Genomic DNA, 13,667 nt, shown 5'->3' with positions numbered 1-13,667 from the left:
GGCGGGGATGTCCCATCCGGAGGAACCCTCAAATAGTCGTGCCAGCGGCAGTCGGCGCGCGCCGCGCGGCCGACAATGGGGGCCGTTCGTTTTGACCACCAAGGATCCCGTCATGCGCAGCCAACTCACCGTGAAATGGAGCGATACCGCCGTCTACCCGTTCGACCTGGAAGAGCAGCAGCCCCTGCCGCATGACCAGGCGCGCGCTTGGCTGGACGAGCAGTTCACCTTTTTCGGGTGTGAACCGATCCGGCTGACGGGCAAGGTGCTCACGGCCGACAAGGTGCTGAGTGTGGCGCAGGCCGCCGGGGAAGCCCGTTTTCGCGACCCTGCGCACCGGGCCTGGGCCATGGCCTTTGCGCGGGCGGCCAGTGCCGCGTTGGCCAAACCCGTGGTGACCGTGGACCTGCCGGCGCTGACCGTCGGCTACTGAGGTTCGGCTCGCGGCAGGTCTCAGGCGCGAGCGAGCGCGTTCAGCAGGCGCTGGTGGATGCCGCCAAACCCCCCGTTGCTCATGCAAACGATGTGGTCGCCGGGGCGTGCCGCAGCGCGGATCTGGGTGATCAGGGTGTCGACGTCGGGCGCCACCTGGGCCCTGGCGCCCATGGGCGCCAGCGCTTCCTCGGCGTTCCAGTCGAGCCCGCCCGTGTGGCAGAAGGCCAGGTCGGCCGGCTCCAGGCTCCAGGGCAGTTGGGCCTTCATTGTGCCCAGCTTCATGGTGTTGCTGCGTGGCTCGAACACGGCGAGGATGCGCCCTGCGTCGCTGTCGGTGCCCAGCTTGCGACGCAGCCCGTCGAGCGTGGTGCGGATGGCGGTGGGGTGGTGGGCGAAGTCGTCGTAGACCGTGAGGGGGGGCTGGCCGTCCCGCGCCACGGTCCCACGCACCTCCATGCGGCGACGCACATTCTGGAAACTGCCCAGCGCTCGGGCCGCATCGGCCGGTGTCACGCCCACGTGTTCGGCCGCGGCGATGGCCGCCAGCGCATTGAGCTGGTTGTGCTGACCGGTCAGTGACCATTCGACGCGCGCCACCGGTTCGCCGCGCCGGTGCACATCGAAGGCGTGAGGCTCGCCGTGGGCCGTGAAGTCGCTGACCGCTGCGCCGAAGCTGCGCACCTCGCTCCAGCAACCTTGGTGCAGCACGCGGTCCAGGCTCTCTTCGAGGCCGTTGGTCACCACGCGGCCGGTGCCGGGCACGGTGCGCACCAGGTGGTGGAACTGGCGCTCGATCGCGGCCAGATCCGGAAAGATGTCCGCGTGGTCGAACTCCAGGTTGTTCAGGATGGCCGTGCGCGGCCGGTAGTGCACGAACTTGCTGCGCTTGTCAAAGAACGCGGTGTCGTACTCATCGGCCTCAATGACGAACGTGGGCCCCCACGCTGCGCCACTTTGGGGCGATCCGGTGGCGAAACGGCTTTCGCTGGTCGAGGTCTGTCCACCCAGGCGCGCCGAAACGCCGAAATTCATCGGGACGCCCCCGACCAGAAAGCCCGGATGCAGGCCATTGGCTTCCAGCACCCAGGCCAGCATCGACGTGGTGGTGGTCTTGCCGTGCGTGCCGGCCACGGCCAACACATGGCGGCCTTGCAGCACGTGTTCGGCCAGCCATTGGGGGCCGCTGGTATAGGGCACACCGGCGTCGAGGATGGCCTCCATCAGCGGGAATTTGGGCGAACCATCTGGCAGGCGCGCCCGGCTGACCACGTTGCCGATGACGAACACGTCGGGGGCCAAGGCCAATTGATCGGCGTCGAACCCCTCGATGAGATCGATGCCCAGCGCCCGCAACTGGTCGCTCATGGGGGGGTAGACCCCGGCGTCGCAGCCGGTGACGCGGTGGCCGGCCTCGCGGGCCAGGGCGGCAAGGCCTCCCATGAAGGTGCCGCAGATGCCCAATATATGAATATGCATGGCCCCGGATTCTAGGGGCGACCCCAGGCGCTGGCGGGTCTGTCCGGGGTTTCTGGCGGGTGCGTGCCCGAGCCGGCACAATGGCGGGATGGTTGCTCTTCATTCGCCGGCCGACGGCCTGGCTGAAATCGCTGCAGTGGCAGCCCGCCTGGTGGTGGAAGACGGTCTGGAATACGCTGCGGCCAAGCGCCAGGCTGGCCGTCAGCTGGGGGTTTCGCCACGCGGGCCCTGGCCCGACAACGCGCAACTGGATGCCGCGGTGCGTGAGCACATTGCGGTGTTCTGCGCCGATACGCAGCCGGTGCAGTTGCAGGCGCTGCGCGAACTGGCGCTGCACTGGATGGACCGGCTGGCTGAGTTTCAGCCCCATGTGGGCGGGGCCGTCTGGCACGGCACCGCCACACAACACAGTGACATCTATCTCCAACTGTTCTGTGACGATCCGAAATCGCTCGAGTGGCGCCTGATGGATCTGCGAATCGATTACCAGCCTGGTTCGGTGACGGGCTGGAAAGGTGAGCTGGTGGACGTACTGACGGTGCGCGTCCGCAGTCAGGAGCTGGGCCCTGTGCTCATTCATCTCATGGCCCATGACCGCGATGATGTGCGCGGCGCGCTCAAGCCCGATACCCAGGGGCGCAAGCCCCGTGGCGACGCCAGGGCCCTGCGTGCGCTGATGGCGCCGCCGGGAGAGTCCGCATGACGCCGCGTCGGCGCGCCCTCGCTGGCTGGATCGCGGTGGGCGGGGCCGCAGCGGCGGCCGGTGCCGGTGTGGCCTGGTGGCGCTACCGCCCCGGGCCGGTGTTTTCCGAGGCTGAAGCCGCGTTCTGGGCGCTGCAACTGGACGACCCGCAGGGCGCGCCGGTGGCGATGTCGATGTTCCAGGGGCGCCCCTTGCTGGTCAACTTCTGGGCCACCTGGTGCCCACCCTGTGTCGAAGAGTTGCCCTTGCTGAACCGCTTCCACGAGGCCCGGTCGGGGCAGGGCTGGCAGGTGGTGGGCCTGGCGGTGGATCAACCCAGCGCCGTGCGCCAGTTCGTGCAGAAGTTGCCGCTGCGTTTTCCTGTCGCCATGGCTGGCCTGGGGGGCACCGAGCTCAGCCGGCGCCTGGGCAACCCGTCAGGCGGGCTGCCCTACACCGTGGTGTTCGGGGCCGAAGGGCGGGTTCTGCATCGAAAAATCGGCAAAGTGTCCGAGGCGGACCTGGATCAATGGGCCCAATTGGGGTGATGGTTTGCATGCGGCTACCGTTTGTCTATCACCTGCCAAAATTGGCCAAATCGCGGTAAATTCGGCACCCCCTTGCGCGACAAAATCTGTTGCGCCGGAGAGCGCACACCGCACCCCTTGGCGTTCGTGTACACTGCGGCACCCCGTCAAATGCCACTCTTTGTTTCATTTTGCTGAAAGATGCATGAAGATGAGTTGGTTTAAGGGAATTTCGTTGGAGAAATCATGGATCTGAGAAAACTCAAGACACTGATCGACCTGGTGTCCGAGTCGAACGTGTCGGAATTGGAAATCACCGAGGCGGAAGGCAAGGTGCGCATCGTCAAAGGCATGCCCGGAGGCCTGGCCGCGCCGGTGACGTACGCGATGGCTCCCGCCGCTGCGCCGGTGGCCCCGGTGCCCGCTCCGGCGGTCGAGGTGGCGGCCGTGGCGCCGGCAGCGGCCAGCGTGCCGGCTGGGCACATCGTCAAGTCGCCCATGGTGGGCACGTTCTACCGCGCATCCAGCCCCGGTGCCAAGCCGTTTGCCGAGGTGGGTGCCACGGTGAAGGAAGGCGAGACGATCTGCATCGTCGAGGCCATGAAAATCCTCAACGAAATCGAGGCCGACAAGTCCGGCACGATCACCCAGGTGCTGGTCGAAAACGGCCAGGCGGTGGAATACGGCCAGCCCCTGTTCGTCATCGAATAAGGCTTTGCTGAGCCCATGTTCAAGAAAATCCTGATCGCCAATCGAGGCGAAATCGCCCTGCGTATCCAGCGCGCCTGCCGCGAACTGGGCGTCAAGGCGGTGATGGTCTATTCGGAGGCCGACCGCGACGCCAAATACGTGCGTCTGGCGGATGAGGCGGTCTGCATCGGCCCGGCGCAGTCGGCCCAGAGCTACCTCAACATGCCGGCCATTATCTCGGCGGCCGAAGTGACGGACGCCGAGGCCATTCACCCGGGTTATGGCTTCCTGTCGGAAAACGCCGACTTTGCCGAGCGCGTGGAAAAGAGCGGTTTCACCTTCATCGGTCCCACGCCCGACTCCATCCGCCTGATGGGCGACAAGGTGTCGGCCAAGCAGGCCATGATCAAGGCCGGTGTGCCCTGCGTGCCCGGCTCCGACGGTGCCCTGCCGGACGATCCGGCCCAGATCAAGCGCATCGCCAAGTCGGTGGGTTACCCGGTGATCATCAAGGCGGCCGGCGGCGGTGGCGGACGCGGCATGCGTGTGGTTCACACGGAAGCGGCGCTGATCCATGCTGTGCAGACCACCAAGGCAGAAGCGGGGGCTGCGTTCGGCAACCCCGAGGTCTACATGGAGAAGTTTCTCCAGAACCCGCGCCACATCGAGATCCAGATCCTGGCCGATACGCACCGCAACGCGGTCTATCTGGGCGAGCGCGACTGCTCCATGCAGCGGCGCCACCAGAAAGTGATCGAAGAAGCGCCGGCGCCGGGCATTGCCCGCCGTCTGATCGAGAAGATCGGCGACCGTTGCGCCGCGGCCTGCAAGAAGATCGGCTATCGCGGTGCCGGCACTTTCGAGTTCCTCTACGAAAACGGTGAGTTCTACTTCATCGAGATGAACACGCGCGTGCAGGTCGAGCACCCGGTCACCGAGCTGATCACGGGCATTGACATCGTGCGCACGCAGATCGCGGTGGCGGCCGGTGAGAAGCTGCCGTTCACCCAGCGGCAGATCCAGCTGCGTGGTCATGCCATCGAATGCCGGGTCAACGCCGAGGACCCGTACAAGTTTGTGCCGTCGCCGGGTCGCATCACCACCTGGCACGCACCGGGCGGCCCCGGGGTGCGCGTGGACTCGCACGTCTACACCAACTATTTCGTGCCACCGAACTACGACTCGATGATCGGCAAGATCATCGTGCACGGGGACACCCGCGAGCAGGCGCTGGCGCGCATGCGCACGGCGCTGGCCGAGACGGTGGTCGAAGGCATCAAGACCAATATCCCCCTGCATCGCGAGCTGATGGTCGATGCCAGCTTCTCCGCCGGGGGAACCAACATCCACTACCTGGAGCACTGGCTCTCGCAGCACGAGCGCTGATGATCCCGACGCCCCGCCCGCGGGGCGTTTCTCTTTTGGTGTCTGGCCATGTCATCCTTGTTTGAATTGGTGCTTCTGGCGCCGGAATCCGCGATCGAGAACCTGGGCGAGGCGCTGGACGCGCTGGACGCGCTGAGCGTGTCGGTGGAGGATGCCGACGCGCTCACGCCGGCCGAGCAGGCGCTGTTCGGCGAACCCGGCATGCCGCCGCCGAAAGAGGGCTGGCAGCGTTCCCGCGTGCAGGCGCTGTTCGCCACGGAAGCCGCGGCCCGCGATGCGGCGCAACTGCTGCAGGCGCAGGATTTTTTCGACGGCTGCGAGGTGCTGGGCGTGCAGCCCGTGGCCGAGCAGGACTGGGTGCGGCTGACGCAGTCGCAGTTCGACCCGGTGGAGATCACCCCGTCGTTCTGGATCGTGCCGAGCTGGCACGAGCCGCCGGCTGCCGCGCAGCAGGTCATCCGCCTGGACCCGGGACTGGCCTTCGGGACCGGCACCCACCCGACCACGCGCATGTGCCTGCGCTGGATCGCCGCGCAAGGACACGACCAGCCACGCGTGCTGGACTACGGCTGTGGCTCGGGCATTCTGGCCATCGGTGCGGCCAAATTCGGTGCGCGGCATCTGGACGCCGTGGACATCGACCCGGCAGCGGTGGAAGCCACGCGCCTGAATGCGTCGGCCAACCATGTACAGCTGACCGCCGGGTTGCCCGATGCTGCCCAGGGGGTCTACGACCTGGTGCTGGCCAACATTCTGGCGACGCCGCTGAAAGTGCTGGCACCCTTGCTGTGCGCCCACGTGCGCGAGTGCGGGTATCTGGTGCTCGCGGGCATCCTGTCGCGCCAGGCCGATGAACTGCGCGCGGCGTACTCGCCCTGGGTGTCCCTGTCCGTCAGCGACGAAGAAGAGGGCTGGATCCTGATGACGGCACGCAAGGCCTGAGGGCCGCGTGGCACGCCGGTCGGGATAGCCCTGCTGCAATAATCGCTGCATGGGGTTCATCACGCGTTGCCCGGCCTGCGGCACGGCCTTCAAGGTCGTCCCGGACCAGTTGAAAATTTCCGACGGCTGGGTGCGTTGCGGGCACTGTGCGGACGTGTTTGACGCCACGCTGTACCTGGACATGCTCGAACCCGCGGCCAAGCAGGAGTCCACGCCTGTCCCCCCGGTGGCTGATCCCCCGTCCCCCCGAGAAGACGATGCGGATTGGCTGGTGATGCCCTCACCCGAGCCGTCGCCGCCGGCCGTCCTCCTTGCCAAGCAGCCTGCTGCGGCGCACGGCATCGATGTGCTGCTGGATCATGAACCGGAGCCATTGACCGTGCCACCCGGGGCATCGTGGTCGTCGGGCCCGGTCGCCGAGCGGTCCGCCGCCGACAGCCTGCTTCCCGGTGTAGACGATTTCCACGCAGAGCTGGCGGCCTTTGCCGCCGCCGCGCGTCCCGAGCCCGAGCCCGAGCCCGAGCCCGAGCCCGAGCCCGAGCCCGAGCCCGAGCCCGAGCCCGAGACCGAGACCGAGACCGAGACCGGCTCTGCCCAGAACGCTGCCGAACCTTTTGTGGTGCCGCAGAAGGCGGTGATGGTCGCCGCCGCGCGCGCGCCCGACGTCCCTGCTGTGCCGGAGACGTCAGCGTCGCCGATAACTTCCGTGACCCGGCCACCGTCGTCGGAAGGTGAACGGCACGCACCCGTGGCCGCCGAGCCGGGTTTTGTGCGCCAGGCCCGCAAGCAGGCTTTCTGGCGCCTGCCCGTGGTCCGTTCGGGGCTGCTCATTGGGGCGCTCTTGCTCGGCATGGCCCTGTTGACCCAGGTGGCGTTGCACGAGCGGGACCGCTGGGCTGCGGCCTATCCAGGTCTTCGGCCGTGGCTGGAAACCCTGTGCAAGCCTTGGCAATGCGCGATCCAGCCTCTGCAACACCTGGACGCGGTGGTCATCGAAAGCTCCAGCCTCGTGCGCCGCGTGGGCGATATGTACGGGTTCGAGCTGGTGCTGAAGAACAACGCGTCGGCCGCGGTGGCCATGCCGGCGCTGGAGCTGAGTCTGACCGATCTGCGCGACCAGGTGCTGGCACGCCGGGTGTTTTTGCCGGCCGAGCTGCCGGGGCGCCCCGAGAGCCTGGCGCCGGGCGCGCGCCTGCCGGTCACGCTCAGCCTGAAGCTCGCCCAGGAACCCACGACCGCCATGACCGGTTATCGGGCCCTGGTTTTTTACCCCTGACTGTCTGATCACGACCCATGTCCATCCTCATCTGCGGCTCGCTGGCTTTCGACACCATCATGACGTTCGAAGGTCGCTTCGCCGAACAGATCCTGCCGGATCAACTGCATATCCTCAACGTGTCCTTCCTGGTGCCGGGCATGCGCCGAGAGTTCGGTGGTTGCGCCGGCAACATCGCCTACGGCTTGCGGCAACTGGGTTCGCCGGCCATGCCGCTGGCGATGCTGGGCAACGACGGGCAGGACTATGTGCAGCGCCTGGTGTCGCTGGGTGTCGACACCCGGGCAGTGGGGGTGAGCGAGCAGGCCTATACCGCGCAGGCGATGATCATGACCGACCGCGACAACAACCAGATCACGGCCTTCCACCCCGGCGCCATGTCGCTGGCCCACCAGACGGCTGTTCCACTCGATGCCGGGGTCAAGCTGGCCATCATTGCGCCCGATGGGCGTGACGCGATGATCGACCACGCCCGGCAGTTGGCTGCAGCCGGTGTGCCCTTCATCTTTGATCCCGGACAGGGGCTGCCGATGTTCAACGGTGACGAGTTGCGCCAGTTCGTCCAGCAGGCACGCTGGGTGGCGGTCAACGACTACGAAGCGCGCATGCTCAGTGACCGTACGGGGCTGTCGCTGGAGGCCTTGGCGGCCGAAGTGGCCGGTTTGTTGGTCACCTTGGGTGAGCAGGGCTGCGATGTCTATGCCGATGGGCAGGTGACCCGCGTGCCGGGTGTGTTGGTCGACGCGGTGGTTGACCCGACCGGATGTGGGGATGCATTCCGGGCCGCGCTGCTGCACGGCTTGTTGCAAGGGTGGTCTTTGGTGCGCTGTGCCGAGCTGGGCAATCGCATGGGTGCTCTGAAGATCGCCAGCCGCGGTGGGCAGAACTACCGGTTGCCTTCCGCGTAAAGACAGGTCCAAAGGCAATGAGGCCGCGATGGCCTGCACCCAGAAAAAAAGCCCGGCTTGCGCCGGGCTTTCAGGTTCAAACCTGTTGAATCAGGGCTTGCTGGACGTCGGGAACGGCCAGGCAGCCTGGGGATTCAGCTTGGTTTGAGCTGCTGGGGCCGCTGGGGCAGCCGGCTTTTTAGCCGGCGCGGCTTTTTTTGCGGGGGCAGCCTTCTTGGCCGGAGCGGCCTTCTTCGCCGGAGCAGCAGCCTTCTTCGCCGGAGCAGCAGCCTTCTTCGCCGGAGCAGCAGCCTTCTTCGCCGGAGCAGCGGCCTTCTTCGCCGGAGCAGCGGCCTTCTTCGCCGGAGCAGCAGCCTTCTTCGCCGGAGCAGCGGCCTTCTTCGCCGGAGCAGCGGCCTTCTTGGCCGGAGCGGCCTTCTTGGCCGGAGCGGCCTTCTTGGCCGGAGCGGCCTTCTTGGCCGGAGCGGCCTTCTTGGCCGGAGCGGCCTTCTTGGCCGGGGCGGCCTTCTTGGCCGGAGCGGCCTTCTTGGCCGGAGCGGCCTTCTTGGCCGGAGCGGCCTTCTTGGCCGGGGCGGCCTTCTTGGCCGGGGCGGCCTTCTTGGCCGGGGCGGCCTTCTTCGCAGTTGCCATTGTTTTCTCCTTGATCAAGTTGCAAAGAGCACTTCGCGCGAAAACATTTCGCGGAAGCGATTCAAGGCCTTGCCGCCAGGCGGGTGCACCCACGGATGGCGGCAGGGCGTTGAATCTGGTGACGAAACCGCCCAGCCGGTCAGCAGACGCGGGTGGGAAGGTTTCGGTGAACGGGTGTTCATGAAAGCAGCGGAAGAGGCGTCAATCCCAGGACAGGGCACCACCGGACTGGTATTCGATGACACGGGTCTCGAAGAAATTGCGCTCCTTTTTGAGATCGATCATCTCGCTCATCCAGGGGAACGGGTTTTCTTCGTTGGGGAACAGGGGGTCGAGGCCGATCTGCGTGGCGCGCCGGTTGGCGATGTAGCGCAGATAGCCTTTGAACATGGAGGCGTTGAGACCCAGCACGCCGCGCGGCATGGTGTCTTCAGCGTAGCGGTACTCGAGGTCCACCGCCTTGAGGAAAAGCTCCTTGATCTCGGCCTTGAACTGCGGGGTCCACAGCATCGGGTTTTCGAGCTTGATGGCGTTGATGAGGTCGATGCCGAAATTGCAGTGCATCGACTCGTCGCGCAGGATGTACTGGTACTGCTCGGCGGCACCGGTCATCTTGTTCTGCCGGCCCAGCGCCAGGATCTGCGTGAAGCCGACGTAGAAGAACAGGCCTTCCATCAGGCAGGCGAACACGATCAGGCTCTTGAGCAAGGTCTGGTCGGTTTCGGGGGTGCCGGTGTGGAAGTTCGGGTCCATGATCGCATCGATGAACGGGATCAGGAACTCGTCCTTGTCGCGGATGCTGGAGACCTCGTGATAGGCGTTGAAGATTTCACCTTCGTCCAGTCCCAGCGATTCCACGATGTACTGGTAGGCGTGGGTGTGGATGGCCTCTTCGAAGGCCTGGCGCAGCAGGAACTGGCGGCATTCGGGCGCCGTGATGTGGCGGTAGGTGCCGAGCACGATGTTGTTGGCGGCCAGCGAATCGGCGGTGACAAAGAACCCGAGGTTGCGCTTGATGATGCGGCGCTCGTCTTCGCTCAGGCCGTTGGGGTCTTTCCAGAGCGCGATGTCGCGGCTCATGTTCACTTCCTGCGGCATCCAGTGGTTGGCGCAGGTGGCGAGGTATTTTTCCCAGGCCCATTTGTACTTGAACGGCACCAGTTGGTTGACGTCGGTCTGGGCGTTGATGATGCGCTTGTCGGCCACGTTGACGCGGCGCTGCTCGCTGTGACCGTCGGCACGGGCAGACGGTGCAACTGGCGCACGGGCCGATGACAGGGAGGAAGCGGAGGGCACGGCCGGCGTTTGAGAAGCCGGGTTCAAGGGTGCGGGCTTGGCGGTGGGTGTGACGTGATCGTCCCAGGTCAGCATAGGTCCATCCAATTCAGCGGATTATCGAAGGGTCTCGAAGCCACGGCAACTAAATCCAAGGCATTGCATTCGTGGCGCGAGCGGGGTGTTGCTGTGTCGCATCGATTGCGCGATGGAATCGGCGGATCGTGAACACCCCGTTGCATGGCGTTGGGGTTTATTGGCAGGCCTCGCAGCCCGGGTCGTCGATGGCGCAGAACTTGATGTCGGTGGCCGGTTCGATGGCAGCCTCGACCGCCGCGATCACCGGTGCCGCTGCCGCGACTTCGGCCGAGTGGGCCGAGACCGCGTTGAGCTGGCCCGCGCGGCCCGTGGACTTTTCGGCCTGCGTGGCCGAGGTGGTGCGCAGGTAGTAGGTGGTCTTGAGGCCGCGCAGCCAGGCGAGCTTGTAGGTCTCATCGAGCTTCTTGCCCGAGGCGCCGGCCATGTAGATGTTCAGGCTCTGCGCCTGGTCGATCCACTTCTGCCGCCGCGCTGCGGCTTCGACGAGCCAGGTCGGCTCGACTTCGAAGGCGGTGGCGTACAGGGCCTTGATGTCTTGCGGCACGCGGTCGATGGCGCGCAGCGAGCCGTCGAAGTGCTTGAGGTCCATCACCATCACGTCGTCCCACAGGCCCAGGCGTTTCAGGTCCTTGACCAGGTAGCCATTGATGACCGTGAACTCGCCCGAGAGGTTGGACTTGACCGACAGGTTGCCGAAGCAAGGCTCGATCGAGGCGTCCACGCCGATGATGTTGGAGATCGTGGCGGTCGGGGCGATGGCGACGCAGTTGGAGTTGCGCATGCCGTCGCGCGCGATCTTCTGGCGCAGCGCGTCCCAGTCCAGGGTGGCGGCGCGGTTGGTATCGACATAGCCGCCGCGCTGCTGGGCCAGCAGGTCCAGCGAATCGAGCGGCAGCACGCCGCGGTCCCACAGCGAGCCCTTGAAGCTCGAATAGCGGCCGCGTTCGCTGGCCAGTTCGGTCGAGGCCCAGTAGGCGTAGTAGCAGATGGCTTCCATCGAACGGTCGGCAAATTCCACCGCGGCGTCGGAGGCGTAGGGAATGCGCAGCTCGTACAGGGCGTCCTGGAAGCCCATCAGGCCCAGGCCCACCGGGCGGTGGCGCAGGTTGGAGTCGCGGGCTTTCTTGACCGCGTAGTAGTTGATGTCGATCACGTTGTCGAGCATGCGCATGGCCGTGTTGATGGTCTTGCGAAGCTTGGCGTGGTCGAGGTCCTTGCCGTTGGGGCCATCGACCAGGTGGCGAAGCAGGTTCACCGAGCCCAGGTTGCACACGGCGGTTTCGGTGTCGCTGGTGTTGAGCGTGATCTCGGTGCAGAGGTTGGACGAATGCACCACGCCGGCGTGCTGCTGGGGCGAGCGCACATTGCAGGCGTCCTTGAAGGTGATCCAGGGGTGGCCGGTCTCGAACAGCATCGAGAGCATCTTGCGCCACAGGTCGGTCGCGGGGATCTTCTTGTAGGGCTTGATCTCGCCGCGCGCGGCTTTCTCTTCGTAGGCCAGGTAGGCCTGCTCGAAGTCGGCGCCGAACTTGTCGTGCAGGTCGGGCACGTTGCTGGGCGAGAACAGGCTCCAGTCGCCTTTCTCCATCACGCGCTTCATGAACAGGTCGGGAATCCAGTTCGCGGTGTTCATGTCGTGGGTGCGGCGGCGGTCATCGCCGGTGTTCTTGCGCAGTTCCAGGAATTCTTCGATGTCCAGGTGCCAGGTTTCCAGGTAGGTGCAGACGGCGCCCTTGCGCTTGCCGCCCTGGTTCACGGCGACGGCTGTGTCGTTCACCACCTTGAGGAAGGGCACCACGCCCTGCGATTCGCCGTTGGTGCCCTTGATGTGGCTGCCCAACGCGCGCACGCGTGTCCAGTCGTTGCCCAGGCCGCCGGCAAACTTGGACAGCAGCGCGTTTTCCTTGATGGCTTCGTAGATGCCGTCCAGGTCGTCGGGCACGGTGGTCAGGTAGCAGCTCGACAGCTGCGAACGGCGCGTGCCGCTGTTGAACAGCGTGGGCGTGGACGACATGAAGTCGAACGAGGACAGCACCTCGTAGAACTCGATGGCGCGGGCTTCGCGGTCGATCTCGTTGAGCGACAGGCCCATGGCCACCCGCATGAAGAAGATCTGCGGCAGCTCGATGCGGGTCTTTCTGACATGCAGGAAGTAGCGGTCGTACAGGGTCTGCAGACCCAGGTAGTCGAACTGCAGGTCGCGTTCCGGTTTGAGGGCTGCCGCCAGGCGCGGCAGGTCGAACTGCAGCAGCTTGTCGTCGAGCAGTTCGGCCTCGACGCCCTTCTTGATGGCCTGTGGGAAAAAGTCGGCGTAGCGGGTCGCCAGTTCGGTGCCGGGCACGTCCTCGCCCAGCACTTCCTTGGTGATGGTGTGCAGCAGCAGGCGGGCCGTGGCGTAGGTGTAGTCAGGGTCTTTTTCGATCAGCGTGCGCGCGGCCAGGATGGCGGCCTTGTAGACCTCTTCCATCGGCACGCCGTCGTACAGGTTGCGCTTGGTTTCGGCCACGATGGGGGCGGCCTGGACGTCGGCGCCCAGGTTGGCGCAGGCGGCCTCGATCAGCGCGTTCAGGCGCGGCAGGTCCAGGGGCACGCGCTGACCGTGGTCGATCACATGCAACAGGCTTTCGGCGGGCTGGGTGGCCTCGCCCTGGCGGGCGCGCTCCTGGGTGCGGCGTTCGCGGTAGAGCACGTAGGCGCGCGCCACTTCGTGGTGGCCGCCACGCATCAGGCCCAGTTCCACATGGTCCTGCACGTCCTCGATGTGGAAGGTGCCGCCGCCCGGGCGCGAACGCATCAGCGCACGGACCACGTTCTGGGTGAGGGCGTCGACGGTTTCGCGCACGCTGGCGGACGCCGCACCCTGGGTGCCGTGCACGGCCAGGAAGGCCTTCATCATCGCCACCGCGATCTTGCCGGGCTCGAAATGCACCACCGCACCATTGCGTCGAATGATCTGGTAGTGGGCATAGGGCGACGCCGTGCCCTGAAGCGTTTCGGCGCCAGGCCCTGCCGCCAGGAACGTGGGCGCGACGGACGACGGTGCGGTGGAGGGTGTGGTTTGCATGGTTCCTCTTGTGTTGGTGTTGTCGGGGGCCGGTCCTGGCTGGCAATGGCCGTTTCCGGTGGTCGCTGCGGGCATCGCCGTGAGGCGGTGGCGGACCAAGGTGTTTGAGCAGGGCACACTATATCTGGTGTGTATGCGTGGTTCAAGCCACTACCGGTAGTGTGTGGGGAAATTTCTTTGATCGGTGAGCCGGGCGTCATTGAGACGGGCAAAGGCCCGCGCCGGTGCTTGCTGGAGAGACTGGTCGTGGCCGCAGGTGCCGTGCTCCGGGCGCTGT

At 65.8% G+C, this 13,667-nt stretch carries 12 protein-coding genes; 8 read left to right on the top strand and 4 right to left on the bottom strand.

The window, feature by feature from the left end:
* Nucleotides 1–112: 112 nt before the first annotated feature.
* A complete protein-coding gene (locus QQK43_RS07255) occupies nt 113–433 on the top strand; it encodes a hypothetical protein (protein WP_234265602.1) in 321 nt (106 codons plus the stop codon).
* A 20-nt stretch (nt 434–453) separates the two neighbouring features.
* On the opposite strand, the gene mpl is transcribed toward QQK43_RS07255, so the two are convergent.
* Nucleotides 454–1,911, bottom strand: a complete 1,458-nt coding sequence (gene mpl / locus QQK43_RS07250; RefSeq protein WP_284307217.1) for a UDP-N-acetylmuramate:L-alanyl-gamma-D-glutamyl-meso-diaminopimelate ligase — start codon at nt 1,909–1,911, stop codon at nt 454–456.
* 88 nt (nt 1,912–1,999) lie between these two features.
* On the opposite strand from mpl, the gene QQK43_RS07245 reads away from it, so the two are divergent.
* The 7 genes from QQK43_RS07245 to QQK43_RS07215 all read left to right on the top strand — a co-directional run bounded on the left by QQK43_RS07245 (nt 2,000) and on the right by QQK43_RS07215 (nt 8,322).
* Nucleotides 2,000–2,614, top strand: a complete 615-nt coding sequence (locus QQK43_RS07245; RefSeq protein ID WP_234265599.1) for a hypothetical protein — start codon at nt 2,000–2,002, stop codon at nt 2,612–2,614.
* Nucleotides 2,611–3,141, top strand: coding sequence for a TlpA family protein disulfide reductase (locus tag QQK43_RS07240; RefSeq protein ID WP_284307216.1), 531 nt, complete (start codon nt 2,611–2,613; stop codon nt 3,139–3,141). Before QQK43_RS07245 ends, QQK43_RS07240 begins: the two co-directional genes overlap by 4 nt.
* A 225-nt stretch (nt 3,142–3,366) precedes the next feature.
* Nucleotides 3,367–3,831: an acetyl-CoA carboxylase biotin carboxyl carrier protein gene (accB, locus tag QQK43_RS07235; protein ID WP_234265597.1), complete on the top strand. Its 465-nt coding sequence runs from the start codon at nt 3,367–3,369 to the stop codon at nt 3,829–3,831.
* Nucleotides 3,832–3,846: 15 nt separating this feature from the next.
* Nucleotides 3,847–5,196: an acetyl-CoA carboxylase biotin carboxylase subunit gene (gene accC / locus QQK43_RS07230; protein WP_234265596.1), complete on the top strand. Its 1,350-nt coding sequence runs from the start codon at nt 3,847–3,849 to the stop codon at nt 5,194–5,196.
* A 57-nt stretch (nt 5,197–5,253) separates the two neighbouring features.
* Nucleotides 5,254–6,138, top strand: coding sequence for a 50S ribosomal protein L11 methyltransferase (gene prmA / locus QQK43_RS07225; protein WP_284307302.1), 885 nt, complete (start codon nt 5,254–5,256; stop codon nt 6,136–6,138).
* 49 nt (nt 6,139–6,187) lie between these two features.
* The gene (locus QQK43_RS07220; protein WP_284307215.1) at nt 6,188–7,414 is read left to right on the top strand and encodes a DUF3426 domain-containing protein; all 1,227 of its coding nucleotides are present in this window, start codon (nt 6,188–6,190) and stop codon (nt 7,412–7,414) included.
* A 17-nt stretch (nt 7,415–7,431) separates the two neighbouring features.
* Nucleotides 7,432–8,322 carry a carbohydrate kinase family protein gene (locus tag QQK43_RS07215; protein WP_284307214.1) on the top strand — a complete coding sequence of 297 codons (891 nt, stop codon included), beginning with the start codon at nt 7,432–7,434 and terminating at the stop codon, nt 8,320–8,322.
* 90 nt (nt 8,323–8,412) lie between these two features.
* Here the strand turns inward: QQK43_RS07215 and QQK43_RS07210 are convergent, their stop codons facing one another.
* The 3 genes from QQK43_RS07210 to QQK43_RS07200 all read right to left on the bottom strand — a co-directional run bounded on the left by QQK43_RS07210 (nt 8,413) and on the right by QQK43_RS07200 (nt 13,390).
* Nucleotides 8,413–8,952 (bottom strand): histone, encoded by a 540-nt coding sequence (locus QQK43_RS07210; RefSeq protein WP_284307301.1) that lies wholly within the window; start codon nt 8,950–8,952, stop codon nt 8,413–8,415.
* A 201-nt stretch (nt 8,953–9,153) separates the two neighbouring features.
* Nucleotides 9,154–10,323, bottom strand: coding sequence for a ribonucleotide-diphosphate reductase subunit beta (locus tag QQK43_RS07205; protein ID WP_234265593.1), 1,170 nt, complete (start codon nt 10,321–10,323; stop codon nt 9,154–9,156).
* A 157-nt stretch (nt 10,324–10,480) separates the two neighbouring features.
* Complete coding sequence (locus tag QQK43_RS07200; RefSeq protein WP_234265592.1) at nt 10,481–13,390, bottom strand: ribonucleoside-diphosphate reductase subunit alpha; 2,910 nt, start codon at nt 13,388–13,390, stop codon at nt 10,481–10,483.
* Nucleotides 13,391–13,667 lie beyond the last annotated feature (277 nt).

The organism is Hydrogenophaga electricum (assembly GCF_030160815.1).
In the GTDB taxonomy this organism is placed as follows: Bacteria; Pseudomonadota; Gammaproteobacteria; order Burkholderiales; family Burkholderiaceae_C; genus Hydrogenophaga; species Hydrogenophaga electricum.
Note: the sequence above shows the minus strand (reverse complement) of the source record. Positions and strands in the feature narration are given on the sequence as shown.